Origin of the sequence: Streptomyces sp. NPDC057682, assembly GCF_042799575.1 — a bacterium.
GTDB lineage: Bacteria > Actinomycetota > Actinomycetes > Streptomycetales > Streptomycetaceae > Streptomyces.
This window is the reverse complement of record NZ_JBHVIN010000016.1, coordinates 93,429-114,685: the sequence shown is the minus strand read 5'-3', so window position 1 is coordinate 114,685 and position 21,257 is coordinate 93,429. Positions and strand designations below refer to the sequence as shown.

The 21,257-nt window shown below is 73.0% G+C and carries 23 protein-coding genes; 10 read left to right on the top strand and 13 right to left on the bottom strand.

The features are described from left to right. Positions 1-10 precede the first annotated feature (10 nt). Both ACFVDM_RS27695 and ACFVDM_RS27690 read left to right on the top strand, forming a co-directional pair. The gene (locus tag ACFVDM_RS27695; RefSeq protein WP_383645803.1) at positions 11-370 is read left to right on the top strand and encodes a hypothetical protein; all 360 of its coding nucleotides are present in this window, start codon (positions 11-13) and stop codon (positions 368-370) included. 2 nt (positions 371-372) lie between these two features. Continuing rightward, positions 373-810 (top strand): hypothetical protein, encoded by a 438-nt coding sequence (locus ACFVDM_RS27690; protein ID WP_383645797.1) that lies wholly within the window; start codon positions 373-375, stop codon positions 808-810. A gap of 4 nt (positions 811-814) precedes the next feature. On the opposite strand, the gene ACFVDM_RS27685 is transcribed toward ACFVDM_RS27690, so the two are convergent. The 3 genes from ACFVDM_RS27685 to ACFVDM_RS27675 form a co-directional block, all read right to left on the bottom strand. Beyond that, positions 815-1,318, bottom strand: a complete 504-nt coding sequence (locus ACFVDM_RS27685; protein ID WP_383646157.1) for a GNAT family N-acetyltransferase — start codon at positions 1,316-1,318, stop codon at positions 815-817. A gap of 37 nt (positions 1,319-1,355) precedes the next feature. Further along, positions 1,356-1,925: a sigma-70 family RNA polymerase sigma factor gene (locus ACFVDM_RS27680; RefSeq protein WP_383645792.1), complete on the bottom strand. Its 570-nt coding sequence runs from the start codon at positions 1,923-1,925 to the stop codon at positions 1,356-1,358. 94 nt (positions 1,926-2,019) lie between these two features. Further along, complete coding sequence (locus ACFVDM_RS27675) at positions 2,020-3,189, bottom strand: glycerophosphodiester phosphodiesterase (protein ID WP_383645786.1); 1,170 nt, start codon at positions 3,187-3,189, stop codon at positions 2,020-2,022. A gap of 234 nt (positions 3,190-3,423) precedes the next feature. Here ACFVDM_RS27675 and ACFVDM_RS27670 point away from each other — a divergent pair, with 234 nt between their 5' ends. Next, positions 3,424-4,095 (top strand): lysophospholipid acyltransferase family protein, encoded by a 672-nt coding sequence (locus tag ACFVDM_RS27670; RefSeq protein ID WP_383645783.1) that lies wholly within the window; start codon positions 3,424-3,426, stop codon positions 4,093-4,095. A gap of 73 nt (positions 4,096-4,168) precedes the next feature. On the opposite strand, the gene ACFVDM_RS27665 is transcribed toward ACFVDM_RS27670, so the two are convergent. After that, complete coding sequence (locus ACFVDM_RS27665; RefSeq protein WP_383645780.1) at positions 4,169-5,713, bottom strand: MFS transporter; 1,545 nt, start codon at positions 5,711-5,713, stop codon at positions 4,169-4,171. Beyond that, on the bottom strand, positions 5,710-6,261 hold the full coding sequence (locus tag ACFVDM_RS27660; protein WP_383645776.1) for a TetR/AcrR family transcriptional regulator: 552 nt from the start codon (positions 6,259-6,261) through the stop codon (positions 5,710-5,712). The genes ACFVDM_RS27665 and ACFVDM_RS27660 overlap by 4 nt, the downstream gene beginning before the upstream one ends. Before the next feature lie 85 nt (positions 6,262-6,346). On the opposite strand from ACFVDM_RS27660, the gene ACFVDM_RS27655 reads away from it, so the two are divergent. After that, entirely contained in the window at positions 6,347-6,871 is a 525-nt protein-coding gene (locus ACFVDM_RS27655; RefSeq protein ID WP_383645771.1) for a hypothetical protein, read from the top strand. Positions 6,872-6,881: 10 nt separating this feature from the next. On the opposite strand, the gene ACFVDM_RS27650 is transcribed toward ACFVDM_RS27655, so the two are convergent. Next, positions 6,882-7,853 carry an aldo/keto reductase gene (locus tag ACFVDM_RS27650; protein WP_383645764.1) on the bottom strand — a complete coding sequence of 324 codons (972 nt, stop codon included), beginning with the start codon at positions 7,851-7,853 and terminating at the stop codon, positions 6,882-6,884. Between the two features lie 66 nt (positions 7,854-7,919). Beyond that, positions 7,920-9,353, bottom strand: a complete 1,434-nt coding sequence (gene argH / locus ACFVDM_RS27645) for an argininosuccinate lyase (protein ID WP_383645757.1) — start codon at positions 9,351-9,353, stop codon at positions 7,920-7,922. A gap of 232 nt (positions 9,354-9,585) precedes the next feature. Here argH and ACFVDM_RS27640 point away from each other — a divergent pair, with 232 nt between their 5' ends. Together ACFVDM_RS27640 and ACFVDM_RS27635 are read left to right on the top strand one after the other, a co-directional pair. Further along, positions 9,586-10,179, top strand: a complete 594-nt coding sequence (locus ACFVDM_RS27640; RefSeq protein WP_383645751.1) for a pyridoxamine 5'-phosphate oxidase family protein — start codon at positions 9,586-9,588, stop codon at positions 10,177-10,179. Positions 10,180-10,243: 64 nt separating this feature from the next. After that, on the top strand, positions 10,244-10,945 hold the full coding sequence (locus ACFVDM_RS27635) for a L,D-transpeptidase (protein WP_383645748.1): 702 nt from the start codon (positions 10,244-10,246) through the stop codon (positions 10,943-10,945). A 1-nt stretch (position 10,946) separates the two neighbouring features. Here ACFVDM_RS27635 and ACFVDM_RS27630 read toward each other — a convergent pair whose 3' ends face one another. Genes ACFVDM_RS27630 through argC form a run of 5 tightly spaced genes read right to left on the bottom strand, consistent with a single transcriptional unit; the run spans position 10,947 to position 15,786 of the window. Further along, entirely contained in the window at positions 10,947-11,483 is a 537-nt protein-coding gene (locus ACFVDM_RS27630) for an arginine repressor (RefSeq protein ID WP_383645741.1), read from the bottom strand. A 25-nt stretch (positions 11,484-11,508) separates the two neighbouring features. After that, on the bottom strand, positions 11,509-12,711 hold the full coding sequence (locus ACFVDM_RS27625; protein WP_383645735.1) for an acetylornithine transaminase: 1,203 nt from the start codon (positions 12,709-12,711) through the stop codon (positions 11,509-11,511). After that, on the bottom strand, positions 12,708-13,610 hold the full coding sequence (gene argB / locus ACFVDM_RS27620) for an acetylglutamate kinase (RefSeq protein ID WP_383645730.1): 903 nt from the start codon (positions 13,608-13,610) through the stop codon (positions 12,708-12,710). Before argB ends, ACFVDM_RS27625 begins: the two co-directional genes overlap by 4 nt. Further along, positions 13,607-14,761, bottom strand: coding sequence for a bifunctional glutamate N-acetyltransferase/amino-acid acetyltransferase ArgJ (gene argJ, locus ACFVDM_RS27615; RefSeq protein WP_383645725.1), 1,155 nt, complete (start codon positions 14,759-14,761; stop codon positions 13,607-13,609). The genes argB and argJ overlap by 4 nt, the downstream gene beginning before the upstream one ends. Next, the gene (gene argC / locus ACFVDM_RS27610) at positions 14,758-15,786 is read right to left on the bottom strand and encodes an N-acetyl-gamma-glutamyl-phosphate reductase (RefSeq protein WP_383645721.1); all 1,029 of its coding nucleotides are present in this window, start codon (positions 15,784-15,786) and stop codon (positions 14,758-14,760) included. The genes argJ and argC overlap by 4 nt, the downstream gene beginning before the upstream one ends. A gap of 185 nt (positions 15,787-15,971) precedes the next feature. Here argC and ACFVDM_RS27605 point away from each other — a divergent pair, with 185 nt between their 5' ends. From ACFVDM_RS27605 to ACFVDM_RS27590, 4 genes are all read left to right on the top strand, one after another. Then, positions 15,972-16,577, top strand: coding sequence for a dihydrofolate reductase family protein (locus ACFVDM_RS27605; RefSeq protein ID WP_383645714.1), 606 nt, complete (start codon positions 15,972-15,974; stop codon positions 16,575-16,577). 52 nt (positions 16,578-16,629) lie between these two features. Continuing rightward, the gene (locus tag ACFVDM_RS27600; RefSeq protein WP_383645708.1) at positions 16,630-17,319 is read left to right on the top strand and encodes an SMI1/KNR4 family protein; all 690 of its coding nucleotides are present in this window, start codon (positions 16,630-16,632) and stop codon (positions 17,317-17,319) included. Positions 17,320-17,516: 197 nt separating this feature from the next. Continuing rightward, positions 17,517-18,182, top strand: coding sequence for a HEAT repeat domain-containing protein (locus ACFVDM_RS27595; RefSeq protein WP_383646154.1), 666 nt, complete (start codon positions 17,517-17,519; stop codon positions 18,180-18,182). 3 nt (positions 18,183-18,185) lie between these two features. Next, the gene (locus ACFVDM_RS27590; RefSeq protein WP_383645703.1) at positions 18,186-19,283 is read left to right on the top strand and encodes a HEAT repeat domain-containing protein; all 1,098 of its coding nucleotides are present in this window, start codon (positions 18,186-18,188) and stop codon (positions 19,281-19,283) included. A 9-nt stretch (positions 19,284-19,292) separates the two neighbouring features. Here the strand turns inward: ACFVDM_RS27590 and ACFVDM_RS27585 are convergent, their stop codons facing one another. Beyond that, positions 19,293-20,936, bottom strand: a complete 1,644-nt coding sequence (locus tag ACFVDM_RS27585; RefSeq protein WP_383645699.1) for a TlrC/CarA/OleB/SrmB family ABC-F type ribosomal protection protein — start codon at positions 20,934-20,936, stop codon at positions 19,293-19,295. Between the last annotated feature and the right edge of the window lie 321 nt (positions 20,937-21,257).

The window sequence follows — 21,257 nt, the reverse complement described above, 5'->3', positions numbered from 1 at the left end:
CCCTCGCCTCATGCTCGACGCCCTGACGATCGCGGTCGCCGCGGCCGCCCTCGCCCTCGCCGCCTGGTGCGGATTCGCCGCCTACCGGGACCAGCCCACCAAGGACTGGCACTTCATCGGCATGGCCGTGGTCTCGGTGCTGGCACTGGCCCAGCTGGTGGTGGGCGTCGTCCAGCTGGCCCGCGGCGAGCGGCCGGACCAGGGCATGACCATCTTCATCGCCTATCTGATCGGGGCCTTCCTCGCCGTACCGGCGGCCGGCTTCCTGTCGTTGAGCGAGCGGACCCGGTGGGGTTCCGTGACGGTGGCGGCGGGCGCGGTGGTGCTGGCCGTGCTGGAAGTACGGCTCTACGACATCTGGGGAAACTGACCGTGACCGACACCGAGAGCGGCCCCGCGACGGCCGCCGACGCCAAGCGCCCCTTCGACCTGGGCACGGGCCCCGGCCGGGTGCTGGTCTGGTTCTACGGGGTCTTCACCGTGGCCGCGGCCTCGCGCGCCCTGGTGCAGATGATCCTGGACTTCGGCAGGGCGCCGCTGTCGTACGTGCTGTCGGCGGGCGCCGCCCTGGTCTACGGCTTCATCACCTACTCGCTGGTGCGCGGGGGCGAGCGGGCGCGCCGGACGGCGCTGGTGTGCTGCGCCGCCGAGCTGGCCGGGGTGCTGGTCGTGGGCACCTGGACGCTGGTGGAACCCTCGGCGTTCTCGGACGCCACCGTGTGGTCGTACTTCGGCCGGGACTACCTGTTCATCCCGGTGATCCTTCCGGTCACCGGGATGATGTGGCTGCGCCGCGCGCGCACCGCGTGAGCCCTCAGGCGCTCTGCACGTACGCGGGCGCCGTGGCCTCCTTCTCCAGCAGGATCATCCGGACGCCGTCGACGCCCGTGATGTTCCCGACCGGGGCGTAGCCCACCCGCCGGTAGAGCCGCAGATTGCCCTCGCTGCGGTGGCCGGTGTACAGCCGGAAGCGGGTCGCCGCGCGCTGGTCGGCGAGGCCCTCCTCCGCGGCGCCCAGCAGCCGGGCGCCCAGCCCGTGGCCCTGGAGCCGGGGGTGGACGCAGAGCCGTCCGATCTCGCCGGCCCCGTCCTGTCCGGTGGATCCCCGTACCGAACCGACGACCTCCTCGCCGAGCCGCGCCACGAACACCAGGTTCGTCGCGATCTCGGCGCGGACCGAGTCGAGGGTCTGGACGAGCGGGTCGATCCGGTAGTTCCCGTACAGTTCCGCCTCGCTCTGGAAACAGAGGTACTGGAGTTTCAAGATCTGCTCGGCGTCCCGCGTCTCCGCCGCCGAGATGATCACGCTCATGCCCATCTGCGCATGCCTCTCGCTCACCTGTTCCGCCGGTTGTCTACCGCTCCTTTCCCCGCAGTTCAGGAGCTACAACCTCCGCCGCGAGCATTCTGCGCAGACAACCCAGGCATCGGGAACGCATCGGGCCCAAACTCCCCTGTGACATACCCAACGCCCCCGCGATCTCGCGGTAGGTCGGATCGTGCGGGGCGAGGAGCGCCTCCAGTAAGCGGGCGCAGGGCGCGGAGAGCCGGGCGACCGCGGCGCGCAGGATCCGTCGTCGGTCGGCGCGGAGGAAGGCCCGCTCGGGGCAGCCGTCGGGGCCGGCGGGGACGGCGGCGGTCCGGTCGTCGTAGGGCTGCTCGCGGCGGGCGGCGCGCCGGGCGCGGCGGGCCTCCGCCCGGACGGTGTCGCGCACCCAGCGGCCGGGGTCGGCGGGCGCGCCCCGGTCGGCCAGCTGCTCCAGCAGCCGCAGCCAGACGGTCTGTTCGAGGTCGGCGGGGTCGACGGCCGCCCCGGTGGCGCAGGCTTCCGCCCGTGCCTCGGCCCCGACCAGCGGATACAGGGTGCGGACGAGGGCGGCGGCGCCGTGGGCGGACGGGGTGCGGGAGAGATCGGTCGTGGTCACGCCCCCACCCGACCCGGTACGGGCCCCGCCGGTCGCGGAACCGGCCGGGACCACCCGACCGGGGCACGCCCCGGCCGGGTGCTGACGCGGGCGGTTACTTGCCCGCGAAGTCCGCGGCGGCCAGGAGCGCGGTGTCGGGGTTGTCGGAGAAGATCCCGTCGATGCCGGTGGCGAAGTACGCGGCGAAGGCACCGAAGGCGTCGCCGTAGGCGTTGGGGTCGGTGCCCCGGCGGAACTCGGCCGGCAGGAAGGTGTTCTCGTTGCGCATCGTGTACGGGTGGAGGACGAGGCCCTGGGCGTGCGCGTCGCGCACCAGGGTGGTCGGCTCGGTGAGCCGGCCGGAGGCGTCCTTGGGGATGATCAGGTCCAGGGTGGGCCCGATGCCGTGGGCGTAGGAGGCCATCCACTTCAGCCCGGCCGGCCGGATCAGGTCGTCGGTGGTGCGGGGGTCGCCGGTGGCGACGAAGTCCCAGGGCCTGGAGCCTGCGCCGGAGAGCAGGACGATGCGCGGGGTGGCGACGAGCTTCGAGAGCCGCTGGACGCTGCTGGGCTCGAAGGACTGGAGGATCAGCGGGGACTGGGCGCGGTGCCGGCCGTAGCGGCGCAGCAGCTTGGCGAGCGGCTCCTCCAGGCCGAGACCCAGGCCTCGGAAGTAGGTGGGGTGCTTGGTCTCGACGTACAGCCAGACCGGCTTCGACCGGCGGCGGCCCTCGCGGTCGGCCCAGCGCAGGACCTCCTCGAAGGTGGGGACCTCCCAGCGGCCGTCGTACAGCGTGTTCTTCTGGCGGTTGCCGGGGATGCGCTCCTTGGCGCGCAGGGTCTTCAGCTCGGCGAGGGTGAAGTCCTCGGTGAACCAGCCGGTGAGGGCGGTGCCGTCGACGGTCTTGGTGGTCCTGCGGCTCGCGAACTCGGGGTGGTCGGCAACATCGGTCGTGGCGGTGATGTCGTTCTCGTGGCGGCAGACGAGATGGCCGTCCCGGGTCGGCACCAGGTCCTGCTCGATGATGTGGGCGCCCATGTCGAGGGCGAGCTGGTAGGAGCCGAGGGTGTGCTCGGGGCGGTAGCCGCTGGTGCCGCGGTGGCCGATGACCGTGGGGACGGGCAGGTCGAGGCGGTGTCCGGCGCCGTGTCCCGCGGACGTTCCGGCGTTCTTCTCCGCGGCCCGTGCCGTGCCGGTGACACCGAGGGCGGCGGCTCCGACTACGGCGGCCCCCGCGCCCATGACGGTCCGTCGTCCGGGGGCGGCCTGCGCACGCTCTGACATGAATGCTCCTCGCATGTGATGTACGGCACCTGTCGTGCGAGGATCGAGCGTAGGCAGCGGTGCCGTCCGGACGGCGGCACCTGGGCGAACATGGCGGAAACACGCATCAACACTGCGTATCCACTGGATGAACCCGATGTGCGTGCGGCGAGTACCCACGAGTATCGTCCTCACCTGCACGGACCCGCTCAATCCCCTGCCTCGGCCGGCCCGGCCACTACACCGGAGGAACCGTTGTCCCGTCTCGCACTCATCAAGGCAGTGCTCGGACCGATCCTGCGTCTGATGTTCCGTCCGCGGATAGAGGGCATCGAGAACGTTCCGGGCACCGGGCCGGTGATCCTCGCGGGCAACCATCTGACGTTCATCGACTCGATGATCATGCCGATCTGCTGCGACCGTCCGGTGTTCTTCATCGGCAAGGACGAGTACGTCACGGGCAAGGGGCTCAAGGGCCGGCTGATGGCCTGGTTCTTCACCGGCGTCGGCATGATCCCGGTGGACCGGGACGGCGGGCGCGGCGGTGTCGCGGCACTGATGACGGGACGCCGGGTGCTGGAGGAGGGCAAGGCCTTCGCGATCTACCCGGAGGGCACCCGCTCCCCCGACGGCCGGCTCTACCGGGGCCGTACGGGCATCGCGCGGCTGACGCTGATGACCGGCGCGCCGGTGGTGCCGTTCGCGATGATCGGCACGGACAAGCTCCAGCCGGGCGGCGCGGGCCTGCCGCGGCCGGGCAAGGTCACGGTGCGCTTCGGCGAGCCGATGGAGTTCTCCCGCTACGAGGGCATGGACCGCGACCGCTATGTGCTGCGGGCGGTGACGGACTCGGTGATGGCCGAGGTGATGCGGCTCTCCGGCCAGGAGTACGTCGACATGTACGCCACGAAGGCCAAGGCGGCCTGACGCCCGTCGGCCGTGCTCGCGAAGGGGCCCGTACCACTCGGTACGGGCCCCTTCGCGGTGTCCGGTGCACGGCTCAGTCGTGCACGATGCCCTCCTCCAGTTCCTGCCCGCGCAGCAGGAACCAGGCGGCGACCGCCGTGGCCACGAGGACGACGGCGCCGACCGCCGAGGCCGTGCCGAGTCCGTCGACGAACGACTGCTGGGCGGCGGAGACGAGGGTCTCCGCCTCGTGGGCGGGCAGCGCCTTGGCCGATTCGACCGCGCCGCCCAGCGATTCGTGGGCGGCGTCCGCGATGGCCGGCGGGGTACCGGCGGGGGCGGTGAACTCCGCGTAGACCCCGGTGACGATGGAGCCGAGCAGGGCGATGCCGAGGGCGGCGCCGAGTTCGTAGGCCGTCTCGGAGACCGCGGACGCGGAGCCGGCGTGCTCCTTGGGGACGCTGGAGAGGATCACGTCGGAGGTGACCGTGAAGGCGAAGCCGGCGCCCACCCCGACGACGAGCAGGAGCGCGCCGATGAGCGGGTAGCCGGTGTCCTTGTGGACGGCGGCGACCGCTGCCAGGGCGAGTCCGATGGCGGCGAGGCCGCCGGAGACCACCGTGCGCACGGAGAAGCGGCGGGCGGCGGTGCCGGCCAGCAGACCGGCCGTGACCGCGCCGACGGCCGCGGGCAGTTCGGCGAGTCCGGCCTCCAGCGGTCCGCGTCCCTGGACCAGTTGCAGGAACTGGGAGAGGAAGAAGACGAGGCCGGAGAGGCCGAGGATGGTCAGCAGATCGGCGAGGACCGCGCCGGAGAAGCCCCGGTGGTGGAAGAGCCGCATGTCCAGCAGGGGTGCGGGGAGCCGGAACTGCCTGCGGACGAACCAGACGAGGGCCGCCAGTCCGCCGATGCCGGCGAGCGCGACCTCCCAGCTGCCGCCGTGCGCGGCCAGTTCCTTGATGGCGTAGACGACGCCGATCATGCCGACCAGCGAGAGCAGCACGCTGAGCAGGTCCCAGGGGCCGGGGGCCGGGTTCTTCGACTCCGGGATCATCTTGATCCCGACGGCCACGAGCACGGCCATGACCGGCAGATTGATCAGGAAGACGGAGCCCCACCAGAAGTGCTCCAGCAGGAATCCGCCGACGACGGGTCCGACGGCCGCGCCGGCCGAGGCCATCGCGCCCCAGATGCCGATGGCGAGGCTGCGCTCGCGGGCGTCGTGGAAGAGATTGCGGATCAGGGCCAGGGTCGACGGCATCAGCGTGGCACCGGCGACACCGAGCAGCGCCCGCGCCAGGATCATCATCTCGGGGGAGCTCGCGTAGGCGTTGAGCACCGAGACCGCGCCGAAGGCGGTGGCGCCGCAGAGCAGCAGCTTCTTGCGGCCGATGCGGTCACCGAGGCTGCCCATCGAGACGAGGAGCCCGGCGATGACGAAGGAGTAGACGTCGCCGATCCACAGGAGCTGGGTGCCGGTCGGTTCCAGGTCCTCGCTGAGGAACGGGGTGGCGAGGCCGAGGACGGTGGCGTCGACCGCGACGAGCAGGACGGCGAGGACGAGCACCGCGAGCGCGATCCACCGTCCCGGCCGGTACGCCTCGGGTGCGGGTTCGGGCCGTTGTTCCAGGGTGCTCATTGCTCCACGCTCCGGCGTGCGCCGCCGAGCAGCAACTCGACGATCATGTGGGAGAAGTCCTGTGCGGCCACCCGGCCGGCCTGGACGGACCAGGCGGCGCTGCTGATCAGCCCGTACAGCGCCTCGGTCAGCCAGGCGGGGGTGAGGTCGATGCGGATCTCGCCGCGTTCCTGGCCGCGGCGGAAGAACGCGGAGACGCGGGCGTCCAGCCGGTCCCAGCCCTCGTTCTGCTCGTCGCCCTCGAAGAGCTGGTTCTCGGTCACCAGGAAGGAGAGCAGTCCGGCGCTGGGCTCCACCGCGACGACGAAGCGCCGCAGGGCCTCCTCGACCGTGCCCTCGTCCAGGGCGGCGGCGTCGAGCGCCGCCCCGAACTCCTGGATGCCCAGCTCCTCCAACGCCCTGACCAGGGCGTCCCGTCCGGCGAAGTGCCGGTGCAGGGTGGCGCGGCCGATGCCGGCCGCTCGGGCGACCTCGTCCATGGTGGCGGTGGACTTCCGGGTCAGCAGGGCGGCGGCGCTGCGCAGGACCTGCTCACGATCAAGCGTCATGAGACGACACTAACCCATTTGAGACATCAATGTCTCACCGGAAAGTGGCTCGCGCCGCCGTCGCCGTCCGGAGGACCATGGCGGAATGAAGCCGCTGCTGCTGATCGACGTCGACGGTCCGCTCAATCCGTACGCGGCGCTCGACCGCCGGGTGCCGCCCGAGGGCTTCACCCGGCATCTGACCCGGCCGACCGGCTGGACCTCCGGCCGGCCCCTGCCGGTGCTGCTCGACCCGCGCCACGGCGAGGAGCTGCGGGCGCTCGGCAGCCGCTACGAGCTGGTCTGGGCCACCACCTGGAAGGGCGAGGCGAACGAGTGGATCGGCCCGCGTCTGGGCCTGCCCGAACTGCCCTTCATCGACTGGCCCGAGATGCACGGCAGCGCCCCGGCCGGAACGTACTGGAAAACCCGGTACGTCGTGGAGTACGCGGCCGGGCGGCCGTTCGCCTGGGTCGACGACGAGATCACCGACCACGACCGGGCGTGGGTGACGGAGCACGGCGGGGGCGTCGCGGCCCTGCTGCGGTGGACGGACCCCCGGGTGGGGCTGGAGCGGGCCGACTTCGAGGCGCTGGCCGCGTGGGCGGACGGGCTGGGGGCACGCGGCTGACCGGCCGGGCTCAGCTCCAGGGCAGGGCGGCGCGGTGCCGCCAGTACGCCTCCGGCTCCTCCACCAGCTGGTCCAGCCCGGCCCGCCGCTCCTCGTCGAGGCCGAGGACGGGCGCGTGGAGGTTCCCGGCGAGCTGGGCGACGGTCGCCGCTCCCGAGAGCACGACCCCGGCCCACGGCTGGTGCAGCACGAGGGCGAGGGCGACCGCGTCGGCGCCCAGCCCCTCGGCGTCCGCGATCTCCCGCAGCACGGCCGGGGCCTCGGTGCCCGCGAGGCGGCCGTTGGCCATGGCCTCCTTGACGATGACGGTGAGCCCGGCGTCATGGGCCTCGGCGAGCGCGGGCCCGGCCGAGGTCTCCAGCGCGTTGTACGTGGCCTGGACCGTACGGAACAGCGGTTCGCCGTCCACGGTCACGGTGAGGGCGGCCCGGATCGCGTCGGCCTGGCCGGGTCCGCTGGTGGAGAGGCCGACACTGACGCCGTCGGCCGCGAGCGCGGCGAGCCGGGTGTGCAGTTCCTTGTCGGTGAGCGCGGGGCTGTCGGCCGTCACCGAGTGGATCTGGTAGAGGTCGAGCCGGTCGCCGAGCAGGGCGGCGGTCTCGGCGCGCTGCCGCTCGAAGGTGGCGAGGGAGTGGTCCTTGACCTCGTGGGCCTCGGCGTCGACGCTCCAGTCGGCGGTGTAGGTGTAGCCCCATTTGCTGCCGACGACGACGTCGCGGACCTCGGGCCGGGCGGCCAGCCACGCGGCCAGGAACTCCTCGGAGCGGCCGTAGGACCGGGCGGCGTCGAAGTAGCGCACGCCCTGCGCGTAGGCCGCGTCCAGCAGTTCGTGCGTGCGCTCGCGCAGCGCGTCCACCGTGCGGGCCTCCGGCAGGTCCCGGTCGCGGTGGAGGTTGATGTAGCCCGGCCTGCCGACGGCCGCCAGGCCGAGCCCGATGTGGGCGGTCGGGGTGGTCGCTTCGGCAAGTCGGGCGAACGGCATCGCGGGCTCCTCGGTAGGCGGGGTCCTCACCCCCTACCCCCAACGTAGCCCGCGATGCGCGGACGGCTACTTGCGCGCCGCCGCCCAGGCGTGCTGGACGGCGAGGTCGGCCTTGACCTCGGCGAGCTGGACCGCGACGGCCGAGGGGGCCGTACCGCCCCGGCCGCTGCGCGAGGCCAGCGCGCCGGCCACGTTGAGGACCGTGCGGACCTCGGGGGTCAGATGCTCGGAGATCTTCGCGAACTGCTCGTCGGTCAGCTCGTCCAGCTCGATGCCGTGGTGCTCGCACTCCTTGACGCACTCACCGGCGACCTCGTGCGCGACCCGGAACGGGACGCCCTTCTTGACCAGCCACTCGGCGATGTCCGTGGCGAGCGAGAATCCGGCCGGGGCCAGTTCCTCCATGCGGGCGCGGTTGACGGTCAGGGTGGCCATCATGCCGGTGAAGGCGGGGAGCAGGACCTCCAGCTGGTCGCAGGAGTCGAAGACGGGCTCCTTGTCCTCCTGGAGGTCCCGGTTGTACGCGAGCGGCAGGGCCTTCAGCGTGGCCATCAGCCCGGTCAGGTTGCCGATCAGCCGTCCCGACTTGCCCCGGGCCAGTTCGGCGATGTCCGGGTTCTTCTTCTGCGGCATGATCGAGGAGCCGGTGGAGAAGGCGTCGTGCAGGGTGACGAAGGAGAACTCCTTCGTGTTCCAGATGATGATCTCCTCGGCGATCCGGGAGAGGTTGACGCCGATCATCGCGGTGACGAAGGCGAATTCGGCGACGAAGTCCCGCGAGGCCGTTCCGTCAATGGAGTTGCCGACCGAGCCGCGCTCGAAGCCCAGGTCCGCGGCGACCGCCTCCGGGTCGAGCCCGAGCGAGGAGCCGGCGAGCGCGCCGGAGCCGTACGGCGAGACGGCGGTCCGCTCGTCCCACTGCCGCAGCCGCTCCGCGTCCCGGGACAGGGACTGGACATGGGCGAGGACATGGTGGGCGAAGAGCACCGGCTGCGCGTGCTGGAGGTGCGTCCGGCCGGGCATCGCCACGTCCGGGTGCGCCTCGGCGAGGCCGACCAGGGCGTCCTGCAGATCGGCCACGAGGCCGCCGACGATCCTGGCGTGGTCGCGCAGGTACATCCGGAACAGCGTGGCGATCTGGTCGTTGCGCGAGCGCCCGGCCCGGAGCTTGCCGCCCAGGTCCGGCCCCAGCCGCTCCAGCAGCCCCCGCTCCAGCGCGGTGTGGACGTCCTCGTCGGCGATGGTGCCCGTGAAGGAACCGTCCGCGACGTCCGCCTCCAGCTGGTCCAGCCCGGCGATCATCCGGTTCAGCTCGTCCTCGGTGAGCAGCCCCGCCTTGTGCAGCACGCGTGCGTGAGCGCGGGAGCCGGCGATGTCGTACGGGGCGAGCCGCCAGTCGAAGTGGACGGACGCGGACAGCCGGGCCAGCGCCTCGGCCGGTCCGTCGGCGAAGCGGGCGCCCCAGAGACGTACGTCGCCGTTGCCGTTGGCGTTGCTCACTGCGTGCTCCTCGGAAGAACCAGGGGGATCGGGCACGGGGCGGCCTGCGCCGTCCACCTACGGCCGCCGCCACGATCACTGACAGGCATAACTATGCAGAGGTCTGCATGCCTTGTCAAAGTCGGCTCACCCCCTCGCGGTGCCGCGCCTCTCGGCGCGAGCCGCCGGGAGCGCCCGTCCCACGGGCTGAAATGCCCCCGGCTGCCGGGGAGTCGGGGCCGATACTCGTCGTATGGGAAAGACATACGAACGCATCGACGGCCGGCTGCGGACCTTCATCGAGGCGCAGCCCCTCTTCTTCACGGCGACCGCGCCGCTGGACGCGGACGGCACGGTCAATCTGTCTCCCAAGGGGGTCAGGGGTTCGTTCGCGGTGCTGGACGAGCACCGTGTGGCGTATCTGGACTTCGCCGGGAGCAATGCGGAGACGGTCGCGCATCTGCGGGAGAACGGGCGGATCACCCTGATGTGGTGCGCGTTCCAGGGCCCGCCGAACATCGTGCGGGTGCACGGCCGGGGGGAGCCGGTCTTCCGCGACGATCCGAGGTTCGCGGAACTCGTCGCGCGCTTCGACGGGGTCGACGTCACGGACCACGGGCTGCGCGCGGTCGTCCTGGTGACGGCCGAACTCATTCGGGACACCTGCGGATACGGCGTGCCGTTCATGACGTACGACGAGGACCGCACCCTGCACGGGCAGCGCTTCGCCCGGGAGGACGACGCCTCGCTCAGCGCCTACTTCGAGAAGAAGGAGCACATCGCCACCAGCATCGACGGGCTGCCGGGGCTCCCGCTGCCACTGCCGGTCATGCCGCCGGCGCCGTGAGCGGTTGGGCCGTACGGAGCAGGTGCGCGGGTGGGCGGGGCGCGCACGGCCTACGGTCCGGGGCATGCGCAGACTTCTGGTGGCCGGTTCCGTTCTGTTCGCCCTCGCCGGACTGGTCGGGGCCCGGCCCCCGGACGCCGGTCCGCTGCCGCTGCGGCTGGCGGACACCGGCGGGGGCCGTCAGCTGATCACGGCGGTGGCGGCCGGGACGGGTTCGACGACGGGCACCGTCACCTGGTGGAGCCTACGGGCCGGGCGGTGGGTGGCGGAGGGGTCCGCGCCCGCCCGTTTCGGGGCGAACGGTCTGGCCGAGGGCGCCGCGCGGGAGCAGGGCACCTCCACCACGCCGACCGGTCTGTTCGACCTGCCGTACGCCTTCGGGGTACGGGCCCCGTGGCCCGGACTGCGCTACCCGTACCGGCAGGTCACCGACGACTCCTGGTGGTGCCAGGACAACGCCTCGCGCGCGTACAACCGGTGGACCGAACCGCGGCCCGCCGACTGCCGGGCCGGGGAGTCGGAGCATCTGATCACGTACCGGACGCAGTACGCGCGGGCGCTCGTCGTCGGCTTCAACTACGACCGACCCGTGCGCGGCCGGGGCGCCGGGATCTTCCTGCACGTGAACGGGCGCGGTGCGACCGCCGGCTGCGTCTCCGTGCCGGCGGCCGCGATGGACCGGATCCTGGCCTGGGCGGATCCGGCCCGCCGTCCGCACCTCGCGATCGGCACCCGCTCGGGCCCGACCGCGATCACCCGCTACTGACTCAGCGCTCGTTCTGGGCGAGCCGCAGCAGATGGTCGGCGAGGGCCTGCCCGCCGGCCGGGTCGCGGCTGATCAGCATGAGCGTGTCGTCGCCCGCGATGGTGCCCAGGATGTCGTGCAGCTCGGCCTGGTCGATCGCCGAGGCGAGGAACTGGGCGGCACCCGGAGGGGTGCGCAGCACCACGAGGTTGGCCGACGCCTCCGCCGAGATGAGCAGTTCGGCGGAGAGCCGCCGCATCCGCTCCTCCTTGGCGGAGCCGCCCAGCGGGGCCTGCGGGGTGCGGAATCCGCCCTCGCTGGGCACCGCGTAGATCAGCTCGCCGCCGGTGTTGCGGATCTTCACCGCGCCCAGCTCGTCGAGGTCCCGGGAGAGCGTCGCCTGGGTGACGCTCAGTCCGTCGTCCGCGAGCAGCTTGGCCAGCTGGCTCTGCGAGCGCACCGGCTGCCGGTTCAGGATGTCCACGATCCGGCGGTGGCGCGCCGTGCGGGTCTGCGGCACGGAGGGCCCTCCGTGCTCGGTGTCCTGCGCGTCGGTCATCGTCGTCGCCCCGTTCCCCGGTACGTCATTTCGCGGATCCCCCGTCCTCGTGCGCGGCCGCCGCGTCGAGGATGCCGGGCAGCGCCCGGAGGAACGCGTCGACCTCGGCGTCCGTGACGACCAGCGGGGGCATCAGCCGGACGACGTCGGGGGCGGGCGCGTTCACCAGGATCCCGGCCTCCAGGGCCGCCTGCTGGACCTGGGCGGCGCGGGGCGCGGTGAGCACGATACCCAGGAGCAGTCCGGAGCCCCGTACATGGTCCAGGAGGGGGTGGCCGAGGCCCTCGGCGCCGTCGCGGATCCGTTCGCCGAGCCGCTTCACGGTGTCCAGCGCGCCGTCGGCGGCGAGGGTGTCCAGGACCGCGAGACCGGCCGCGCAGGCGACCGGGTTGCCGCCGAACGTGGTGCCGTGGTGTCCGGGGGCGAGCAGGTCGGCGGCCGCGCCGAAGGCCACGGTGGCGCCGATCGGCAGTCCGCCGCCCAGCCCCTTGGCGAGGGTGACCACGTCGGGTTCGACGCCCTGGTGGGCCTGGTGCTCGAACCAGGTGCCGCACCGGCCGATGCCGGTCTGCACCTCGTCGAGGACGAGCAGGGTGCCGGTGGCGCGGGTGATCTCCCGGGCCGCCTCCAGATAGCCCTTGGGCGGGACGACCACGCCGTTCTCGCCCTGGACGGGCTCGATGATCACGAGCGCGGTGTCGGTGGTCACCGCGGCCCGCAGCGCCTCGGCGTCCCCGTACGGGACGTGCGTGACGTCGCCGGGCAGCGGGGCGAAGGCCTCGCGCTTCTTGGGCTGGCCGGTGAGCGCCAGGGCGCCCATGGTCCGGCCGTGGAAGCCGCCGTCGGTGGCGACCATGTGGGTGCGCCCGGTGAGCCGGCCGATCTTGAACGCGGCCTCGTTGGCCTCGGCGCCCGAGTTGCAGAAGAAGACCTTGCCGGTGCGGCCGAAGAGCTGGAGGAGCCGTTCGGCGAGCGCGACGGGCGGTTCGGCGACGAAGAGGTTGGAGACGTGGCCAAGGGTGGCGATCTGCCGGGAGACGGCCTCGACGACGGCGGGGTGGCCGTGGCCGAGGGCGTTGACGGCGATGCCGCCGACGAAGTCGAGGTAGCGGGTGCCGTCGGCGTCCTCGACGTACGCCCCCTCGCCGCGCACCAGGGACAGCTTCGGGGTGCCGTAGTTGTCCATCAGCGACTGCTGCCACCGCTGCGCGAGCTCGGCGTTGCTCATGATTCCCCCTGTCCGTCGGGGACGACCATCGTCCCGATTCCCTCGTCGGTGAAGATCTCCAGCAGGATCGAGTGCTGGACCCGGCCGTCGATGACCCGCGCGGTCTCCACGCCGTTGCGCACGGCGTGCAGGCAGCCCTGCATCTTCGGCACCATGCCGCTGGAGAGTTCCGGCAGGAGCTTCTCCAGTTCGGTGGCGGTGAGGCGGCTGATCACGTCGTCGCTGTTCGGCCAGTCCTCGTAGAGGCCCTCGACGTCGGTGAGGACCATCAGCGTCTCGGCGTTCAGCGCGGCGGCGAGCGCGGCCGCGGCGGTGTCGGCGTTGACGTTGTAGACGTGGGCGTCGTCGGCGGAGCGGGCGATCGAGGAGATGACCGGGATCCGGCCGTCGTCGAGCAGCGCCTGGATGGCGCCGGTGTCGATGGCGGTGATCTCGCCGACCCGGCCGATGTCGACGGCCTCGCCGTCGATGACGGGCCGGTGCTGGGTGGCGGTGATGGTGTGGGCGTCCTCGCCGGTCATGCCGACGGCCAGCGGGCCGTGCTGGTTGAGCAGGCCGACCAGCTCGCGCTGGACCTGCCCGGCCAGCACCATGCGGACGACGTCCATCGCTTCGGGCGTGGTGACGCGCAGCCCGGCCTTGAACTCGCTGACCAGGCCGTGCTTGTCGAGCTGGGCGCTGATCTGCGGGCCGCCGCCGTGCACGACGACGGGCTTGAGGCCGGCGTGCCGCAGGAAGACGACGTCCTGGGCGAAGGCCGCCTTCAGCTCCTCGTCGATCATGGCGTTTCCGCCGAACTTGATGACGACGGTCTTGCCGTTGTGCCGGGTCAGCCAGGGCAGGGCCTCGATGAGGATCTGCGCCTTCGGGAGTGCGGTGTGCTTCCGCGCCGTGGTCATGAGCTGTACGCGCTGTTCTCGTGGACGTAGTCCGCGGTGAGGTCGTTGGTCCAGATGACGGCCGACGCGGTGCCCGCGGCGAGGTCGGCGGTGATGGTGACCTCCCGGTAGCGCATGTCGACCAGCTCGCGGTCCTCGCCGACGCCGCCGCCCCGGCAGACCCAGACGCCGTTGATGGCGACGTTCAGCCGGTCGGGCTCGAAGGCCGCCTTCGTGGTGCCGATCGCGGAGAGCACCCGGCCCCAGTTGGGGTCCTCGCCGTGGATGGCGCACTTGAGGAGGTTGTTGCGGGCGATGGAGCGGCCCACCTCGACGGCGTCGTCCTCGCTCGCGGCGTTGACGACCTCGACGCGGATGTCCTTGGAGGCGCCCTCGGCGTCGCCGATGAGCTGCCGGGCGAGGTCGTCGCACACGGTGCGGACGGCCTCGGCGAACTCCTTCTGCTCCGGGGTGACGCCGCTGGCGCCGGAGGCGAGCAGCAGCACGGTGTCGTTGGTGGACATGCAGCCGTCGGAGTCGACCCGGTCGAAGGTGGTGCGGGTGGCGTCGCGCAGGGCCGCGTCGAGTCCGGCGGCGTCCACGTCGGCGTCGGTGGTGAGGACGACGAGCATCGTGGCGAGGCCCGGGGCGAGCATGCCCGCGCCCTTGGCCATGCCGCCGACCGTCCAGCCCTCGCCGCCGGCGACGGCGGTCTTGTGCACGGTGTCGGTGGTCTTGATGGCGATGGCGGCCTTCTCGCCGCCGTGCTCGCTGAGGGCGGCCGCGGCCGTCTCGATGCCGGGGAGCAGCTTGTCCATGGGGAGCAGGACGCCGATGAGCCCGGTGGAGGCGACGGCGATCTCTCCGGCGCTGTGGCCCTCCAGCACCTCGGCGGCCTTCTCGGCGGTGGCGTGGGTGTCCTGGAAGCCCTGGGGACCCGTACAGGCGTTGGCCCCGCCGGAGTTGAGGACGACGGCGGTGACCTCGCCGCCCTTGAGGACCTGCTCGGACCAGAGGACCGGGGCGGCCTTGACACGGTTGGAGGTGAAGACGCCCGCGGCGGCGCGGCGGGGGCCGTTGTTGACCACGAGGGCCAGGTCCGGGTTACCGCTCTGCTTGATTCCCGCGGCGATGCCCGCCGCGGAGAATCCCTGTGCTGCCGTGACGCTCACGGTGCGACTCCGATCGTGGAAAGTCCGGTGTCCTCGGGGAGTCCGAGGGCGATGTTCATGCTCTGCAGGGCGCCGCCCGCGGTGCCCTTGGCGAGGTTGTCGATGGCGCTGATGACGAGGGCGCGGCCGGCCGCCTCGTCGTACGCGACCTGGATCTGCACGGCGTTGGAGCCGTAGACGGCGGCGGTGGCCGGCCACTGTCCCTCGGGCAGCAGGTCGACGAACGGCTCGTCGGCGAAGGCCTTCTCGTACGCGGCCCGCAGCGATGCGGCGCTCGTCCCGGGCTTCGCCTTGGCGCTGCACGTGGCGAGGATGCCGCGGGCCATGGGGGCGAGCGTCGGCGTGAAGGAGACGGAGACGGGCTCACCGGCGGCGGCGCTGAGGTTCTGGATCATCTCGGGCGTGTGGCGGTGCCCGCCGCCGACGCCGTACGGCGACATGTTGCCCATGACCTCGGAGCCGAGCAGATGCGGCTTGAGGGCCTTGCCGGCGCCGGAGGTCCCCGAGGCCGCGACGATCACGGCCTCCGGCTCGACGAGCCCGGCCGCGTACGCCGGGAACAGCGCCAGCGAGACCGCCGTCGGGTAGCACCCCGGCACCGCGACCCGCTTGCTCCCGGCGAGCGCCACCCGTCCCCCGGGCAGCTCGGGCAGCCCGTACGGCCAGGTGCCGGCGTGCGGCGAGGCGTAGAATTTCTCCCAGTCCGCGGCGTCCTTCAGCCGGAAGTCGGCGCCCATGTCGACCACCAGCACCTCGTCGCCGAGCTGCTCGGCGACGGCGGCGGACTGCCCGTGCGGCAGGGCGAGGAAGACCACGTCGTGCCCGGCGAGCACCTCCGCGGTGGTCGGCTCCAGGATCCGTCCGGCGAGCGGCCGCAGATGCGGCTGCAGGGCGCCGAGGGGCTGCCCCGCGTTGGAGTTCGCCGTGAGCGCGCCGATCTCGACCTCGGGGTGGACCAGCAACAGGCGCAGCAGTTCCCCGCCGGCGTATCCGCTCGCTCCTGCCACCGCTGCACGTACCACCATCGAAACCCTCCTCGTCGATGGCATGACTATACGCATGCATGCACTTTTATGCAAAGAGTGGTGATCATGCGGCGGGTGGCGGGTGCGGGGCCGGCCGGGCCGATTTCCGCCCGTCCCCGCGCGGCCGATGAGTTCGCGGCTTCCCGCCGGTCCAAGCTCATGACACCCGAGGAAAGGACACCGCCATGTCGGAGCTTCTGGTCGACTTCATCACGTCGCTCGACGGATACGCATCGGGAGAGGGGTGGCCGGGGTTCTGGGGCCTGGAGGGTCCGGAGTACCTCGCGTGGCTCGGTGAGCAGCCCGAGGTCACCTATCTGATGGGGGCGAACACCTACCGGCTGATGTCGGGCTTCGCCGAGGGCGAGGTCCCGGGCGGTCAGGACGAGTTCCGGCCGGAGGAGGAGGCGTCCGTGGACGAACTGACGCGGGCGTCCAAGGTGGTGTTCTCCTCCTCGCTCAAGGAGCCCCTGACCTGGCCCAACTGCACGCTCGTCCGGGGCGACGCCGTCGAGGCGGTCCGGGCCATGAAGTCCGACGGTACGGGGCTCCTCAGCACGATCGGGAGCCTCGCCCTGTGCCGGTCCCTGCTGCGGGCCGGACTCGTCGACCGCTTCCGGGTCGTGATGTTCCCGGTGATCACCGGGGCCACGGGCGAGGAGCGCATCTACGACGGCTATCCGGACGTCGCCCTCGACATGACCGGGCACCGCACCTTCGACGACAGCATCCAACTGGTCGAGTACAAGCCCCGCGTGCTCGACGGGCCGCCTCTCGGCACCCCCGCGTGAGGGCGCCGGTGCGACCGACCCCGCTGTCAGTGGCTCCCCCTACGCTCTGCGCATGGATGATCAGCAGTGGAGCGGTGTCCGCCGGCGGGTGGCCGCGCTGGGCGCCCAGCCGTCCGGCGGCGAGGTGTTCGGTTCGCGCGGACACGGGTGGGTCCTAGAGGACCCGCTGACGGACGACGAGCTCGCCGAGCTCGAAGCGCAGACAGGGGTGCGGCTGCCGGACGACTACCGGAGTTTCCTCACCTCCGTGGCCGCGGGCGGCGCGGGTCCCGCCCACGGCCTCTTCCCGGCCCGTCGGGTGGACGGCCGCTGGCGCTGGGAGGGGGACGGCGCGGACCTGACCGATCCCTCGCTGCTCGCCCGGCCCTTTCCCGACCGGGGCCCGGACCCCGAGGTCCTCGACGCGCTGCTGGCCGTGCGCCCCGAGGAGGAGGACTTCGAGGAGATCGAGGACTTCGACGACGCCATGGAGGCGTGGGACGAGCGCTGGGCATCCCTCGTCTTCGCTCCCGAGCGCACCGCGGGCGCCCTCGTGATCTGCCATCTCGGCTGTGCCCAGCGGGAGTGGCTGATCGTCAGCGGCACCCATCGCGGCACCGTCTGGTCCGACTGCCGGGTGGACGACATGGACCTCGCCCCGCTCCTCGACGCCGCCGGACGGCCGGTCACCTTCGCAGACTGGTACCTCGGCTGGCTGCGGGAGGCGGAGGAGACCGTACGTCGAGCGGCCGCGCACCCCTGATGAGGCAGCGGCCAGGCCGTGGACGACCCGGAGCGCGCGTCGCCCAGGCGGACCGCGTTGATCAGCACGTCGTCCAAACCCGCCCCCGGTCGTCCCCGGACGCCCCGCTCGGACCGGCCGGAGCAGGGCTACGGCGGTGCCCGCTTGACCTTGACACCGTGACAAGCACTTCACTGCGGTGCGAGGAGGTGGTCACGATGGCGATCACGGAACGGGACGGCGACGCGGTGACGCGGGGGCTGGAGGACGGGCGGGCGTCCGTGCGGCTGCGGGCGGCGATGGCGGTGGGGTCGGCGCCGGACGTGCGGTTCGTCGGGGTGCTGGTCGAGCGGTGCGGGGTGGAGCCCGAGTTCTTCGTGCGGGACATGCTGACGTGGGCGCTGACCCGGCATCCGGTGGAGGCTACGCTTCCGCCGCTGCTGCGGGAGCTGCGTTCGGAACGGGCGCAGGCGCGGGGTCAGGCGCTGCACACGCTCTCGAAGATCGGGGACCTGAGTGCCTGGCCGGCGATCACCGAGGCCCTGCTGACGGACGCGGACGACACGGTGGCGCGGAGCGCCTGGCGGGCCGCGGCCGTGCTCGTGCCGGAGGGCGAGGAGCGGGTGCCGGCCGCGGTGATGGCGGGGCAGCTGGGGCGCGGCGGGCGGGAGACGCGGCTGAGTCTCAGCCGGTCCCTGGCCGCGCTGGGCGAGGCGGTCGAACCGGTCCTGGAGGCCGCGGCGGCGGCCGGGCGGCCCGAAGCACGGGCGCACGCCCTCGCGACCCTGCGAGTGTTGCGTGATCCCGACGCGGATCTCGGGTACGCGATCGAGGAGGCCAAGCGCGTCGTGGCGCTGGGCGGGCCCGGTGAGGAGGGACGGTAACGCGTGCTGATCGGTGAGGTGGCGCGGCGGTCCGGGGTGAGCGCCCGGATGCTCCGGCATTACGAGTCGCTCGGGCTGGTGCGGCCCTCGGGCCGTACCGACTCGGGATACCGGGAGTACTCCGGCGAGGACATCCGGCGGATCTTCCACATCGAGAGCCTGCGCTCGCTCGGGCTGTCGCTGCGCGAGATCGGGCGCGCGCTCGACGATCCCGGTTTCGCGCCCTCCGCCCTGGTCGGCGATCTCGTCCGGCGCACGCGCGAACGGCTCGCGGCCGAGCGGGAGCTGCTGACCCGGCTGCGCCGGATCGACGCCGCCGGGCCGGCCGGCTGGGAGGACGTGCTCCAGGTGGTGGCGATCCTGCGGGCGCTCGGATCGCCGAGCCCCGACGCCCGTCAGCGGGCCGCCCTCTCCTCGGCCGACGAGGTGCCGGTCCCGGCGGAGGCCCTGGTGGAGGCCGCGCTCGCCGAGACCGATCCGGTGGTCGCCGGGGCGCTGCGCTGGGCGCTGGCCCGGTCGGAGGACGGCCGGGCGACGGCCCTGCTGGCCGAGGGGCTGAACGCGGCCGACCCGGCCGTACGCGAACGCGCGGTGCTCGCCCTCGCCGAGCTGTCCGGCGAACGTGCCGCCGCCCGGCTGGAGGGGGCCCTGGACCACGGCGACCCCGTGGTCCGCCGCCGAGCGGCGCTCACCCTCGGGGCGCGGGGCGCGGGCGCCGCCGTCGCCACCCTCGTCGACCTGATCGTGGCGGGCAGGAACGACACCGAAGCGGCCGACGCGCTCGCCGTCCTCGCGGACGACCCCGGCGCCGCCGACCGCATCACGGCGGACCTGGTCGGCCGTCTCTCCGGCACCACCCCGCCGGCCGCACGCGGCCGGCTGACCCAGGCGCTGGCCGGCATCCCCGGAGCGGCGGCCGACCGCGCGCTGGAGGACCTCGCACACGACCCCGACCGCGCCGTGGCCCTCACCGCCGCCTATCTGCTGCGCCTGCGGGCCGACGCCAGGGGGGTGGACGGCAGGGGTACGCGGGACGGGGGTACGCGGGACGGGAACGCCCCGGGGTCCGTAGACACCCGGGGTGTTCCCGACGCTTCCTGATCCGGAACGTCAGCGCGTCCCGGCGACCCTCCCGTCCGCCAGTTCCAGACGCGTGCCGTCGAACCGGGACCGCATGCGCCGGTCGTGCGTGACCAGCACCAGCGCGCCGCCGTATCCGGCGAGGGCCGCCTCCAGCTCCTCAACCAGCGCGGGGGCGAGGTGGTTGGTCGGCTCGTCCAGCAGGAGCAGGTCCACCGGTGCGCTGACCAGCCGGGCGAGTTCCACGCGGCGGCGCTGACCGTACGACAGCTCGCCCATGCGCCGTCCGAGGACGTCCGGTTCGAACAGGCCCAGGGACAGCAGCCGTTCGGCGTGGGTGTCGCGGTCGCCGGGGCGGCCGTGGGCGTAGGCGCCGAGGACGGAGAGGCGCGCGGGCCACGGCGTCTCCTCCTGCCGGAGGTGCCCCACCCGGCCCGCCACCGACACCGTGCCCGCGTCCGGGCGGAGTTCACCGGCCAGGACCCGCAGCAGGGTGCTCTTGCCCGCGCCGTTGGGCCCGGTGACCAGCAGCCGTTCGGTGCGGCCGATCCGCAGTTCCGGCAGGCCGAGCCGGCCGTCGACGACCACGCCGTCCAGCGCGGCCGCCGGCCCCTCCCCCGGGCCCGGCCCGGTGCCGGTGGTGATCCGGGCCGTGAACACCAGCGGGTCCGGCGGGGGCGCGACCGGGTTCGCGGTGAGCCGGGCGACGCGCTCCTTCGCGCTGCGGATACGGCTCATCGCTCCGTGGGCCCGGCCGCGGGCCCGGAACGCCCCGGCACCGGAGCCCGGCTTCTCCAGCTTGCGCGGGATGGCGGCCAGCCGGACGGCGTTGGACGCCGAGACCGTACGGCTGCGGTCGAGTTCGGCCCGCCAGGCCTCGTACCGCTCCTGGCGTCTGCGGCGCTCGGTGGCCTTGGCGGTGAGGTATCCCGCGTAGCCGTTCCCGTGCCGGGTGACCCGGCCGCCGTCGACCTCCAGGACCGTGTCAGTGATCCGCTCAAGGAACACCCGGTCGTGGGTGACGGCCACGACGGTCCCCCGGTGGGCCCGCAGCTGGTCCTCCAGCCAGCGCACCGCCCGGTCGTCGAGGTCGTTCGTCGGTTCGTCCAGGAGGAGCAGTTCGGGCCGGGAGGCGAGCGTCGCCGCGAGCGCCAGCCGGGAGCGTTCACCGCCCGAGAGCGTGCCGAGGCTCCGGTCCCGGGCGAGCCCCGGCAGTCCGAGCGCGTGCAGGGCGGCGTCGACGCGGGCGTCGGCACCGTAGCCCTCGCGTGCCTCGTACCGCTCGGTCAGACGCGCGTACGCCGCGAGTGCCGTGTCCAGCTCCGGGCCCGGTGCCGCCGTGGCCAGGGCGGCCGCGGTCCGGCGCAGGTCCGTCTCCAGGGCGCGCAGGTCCGCCTGGGCGACGTCCACGGCGTCCTGGACCGTGGCCCGCGCGCCCGGGGAGAGCGCCTGGGCCAGGTAGCCCGTGCCGCCCGGGGCGACGACGGTCACCTCGCCCGCGTCGGGCCGCTCCTCCCCCGCGAGAAGACGGAGCAGGGTCGATTTACCGGCCCCGTTGTCCCCGATGACGCCCGCCTTCTCGCCGGGGGCGAGGGTCAGCGAGACTTCCGCGAGGACGGTCCGCCCGTGGTAGCGCTTGGTGACGTCGCGCAGGGCGAGCTGCGAAGGCTCCACGGGGTGCGGGGAGCGTGGTGTACGGGACGAATGTGGTGCATGGGTAGCTGCTGAGTGCATGAGGAAGCCCCTGTTCCCGGCCGTGCCGGCGGAACGGATTCGATACGGACGCGTCGGGCGCCACGACGGCGGAGCGAGGCTCTACGCGGTCGTGGGCGGGGCGATCACAGCGTTCCCATGCGCATCACGGTAGACGGCGGGCCGGCCGCCCGTCATCCGGTTTTCCGGGCCACCGCCGCGGACGCGACGTTCTCCGGGCCCTGTCCGGCGTACGGACGTGGGGGCGGCCTCCGGGCCGCCGGTGAGCGGCGGTGCGGAGAC

Coding starts and splice junctions, on each gene's coding strand:
- ACFVDM_RS27600 (WP_383645708.1), top strand. CDS start 16,630: ATGGATGATCAGCAGTGGAGCGGTGTCCGCCGGCGGGTGGCCGCGCTG.
- ACFVDM_RS27655 (WP_383645771.1), top strand. CDS start 6,347: ATGAAGCCGCTGCTGCTGATCGACGTCGACGGTCCGCTCAATCCGTAC.
- ACFVDM_RS27640 (WP_383645751.1), top strand. CDS start 9,586: ATGGGAAAGACATACGAACGCATCGACGGCCGGCTGCGGACCTTCATC.
- ACFVDM_RS27695 (WP_383645803.1), top strand. CDS start 11: ATGCTCGACGCCCTGACGATCGCGGTCGCCGCGGCCGCCCTCGCCCTC.
- ACFVDM_RS27635 (WP_383645748.1), top strand. CDS start 10,244: ATGCGCAGACTTCTGGTGGCCGGTTCCGTTCTGTTCGCCCTCGCCGGA.
- ACFVDM_RS27605 (WP_383645714.1), top strand. CDS start 15,972: ATGTCGGAGCTTCTGGTCGACTTCATCACGTCGCTCGACGGATACGCA.
- argC (WP_383645721.1), bottom strand. CDS start 15,786: ATGGTGGTACGTGCAGCGGTGGCAGGAGCGAGCGGATACGCCGGCGGG.
- argB (WP_383645730.1), bottom strand. CDS start 13,610: ATGACCACGGCGCGGAAGCACACCGCACTCCCGAAGGCGCAGATCCTC.
- ACFVDM_RS27650 (WP_383645764.1), bottom strand. CDS start 7,853: ATGCCGTTCGCCCGACTTGCCGAAGCGACCACCCCGACCGCCCACATC.
- ACFVDM_RS27685 (WP_383646157.1), bottom strand. CDS start 1,318: ATGGGCATGAGCGTGATCATCTCGGCGGCGGAGACGCGGGACGCCGAG.
- ACFVDM_RS27630 (WP_383645741.1), bottom strand. CDS start 11,483: ATGACCGACGCGCAGGACACCGAGCACGGAGGGCCCTCCGTGCCGCAG.
- ACFVDM_RS27665 (WP_383645780.1), bottom strand. CDS start 5,713: ATGAGCACCCTGGAACAACGGCCCGAACCCGCACCCGAGGCGTACCGG.
- ACFVDM_RS27660 (WP_383645776.1), bottom strand. CDS start 6,261: ATGACGCTTGATCGTGAGCAGGTCCTGCGCAGCGCCGCCGCCCTGCTG.
- ACFVDM_RS27625 (WP_383645735.1), bottom strand. CDS start 12,711: ATGAGCAACGCCGAGCTCGCGCAGCGGTGGCAGCAGTCGCTGATGGAC.
- ACFVDM_RS27595 (WP_383646154.1), top strand. CDS start 17,517: ATGGCGATCACGGAACGGGACGGCGACGCGGTGACGCGGGGGCTGGAG.
- ACFVDM_RS27675 (WP_383645786.1), bottom strand. CDS start 3,189: ATGTCAGAGCGTGCGCAGGCCGCCCCCGGACGACGGACCGTCATGGGC.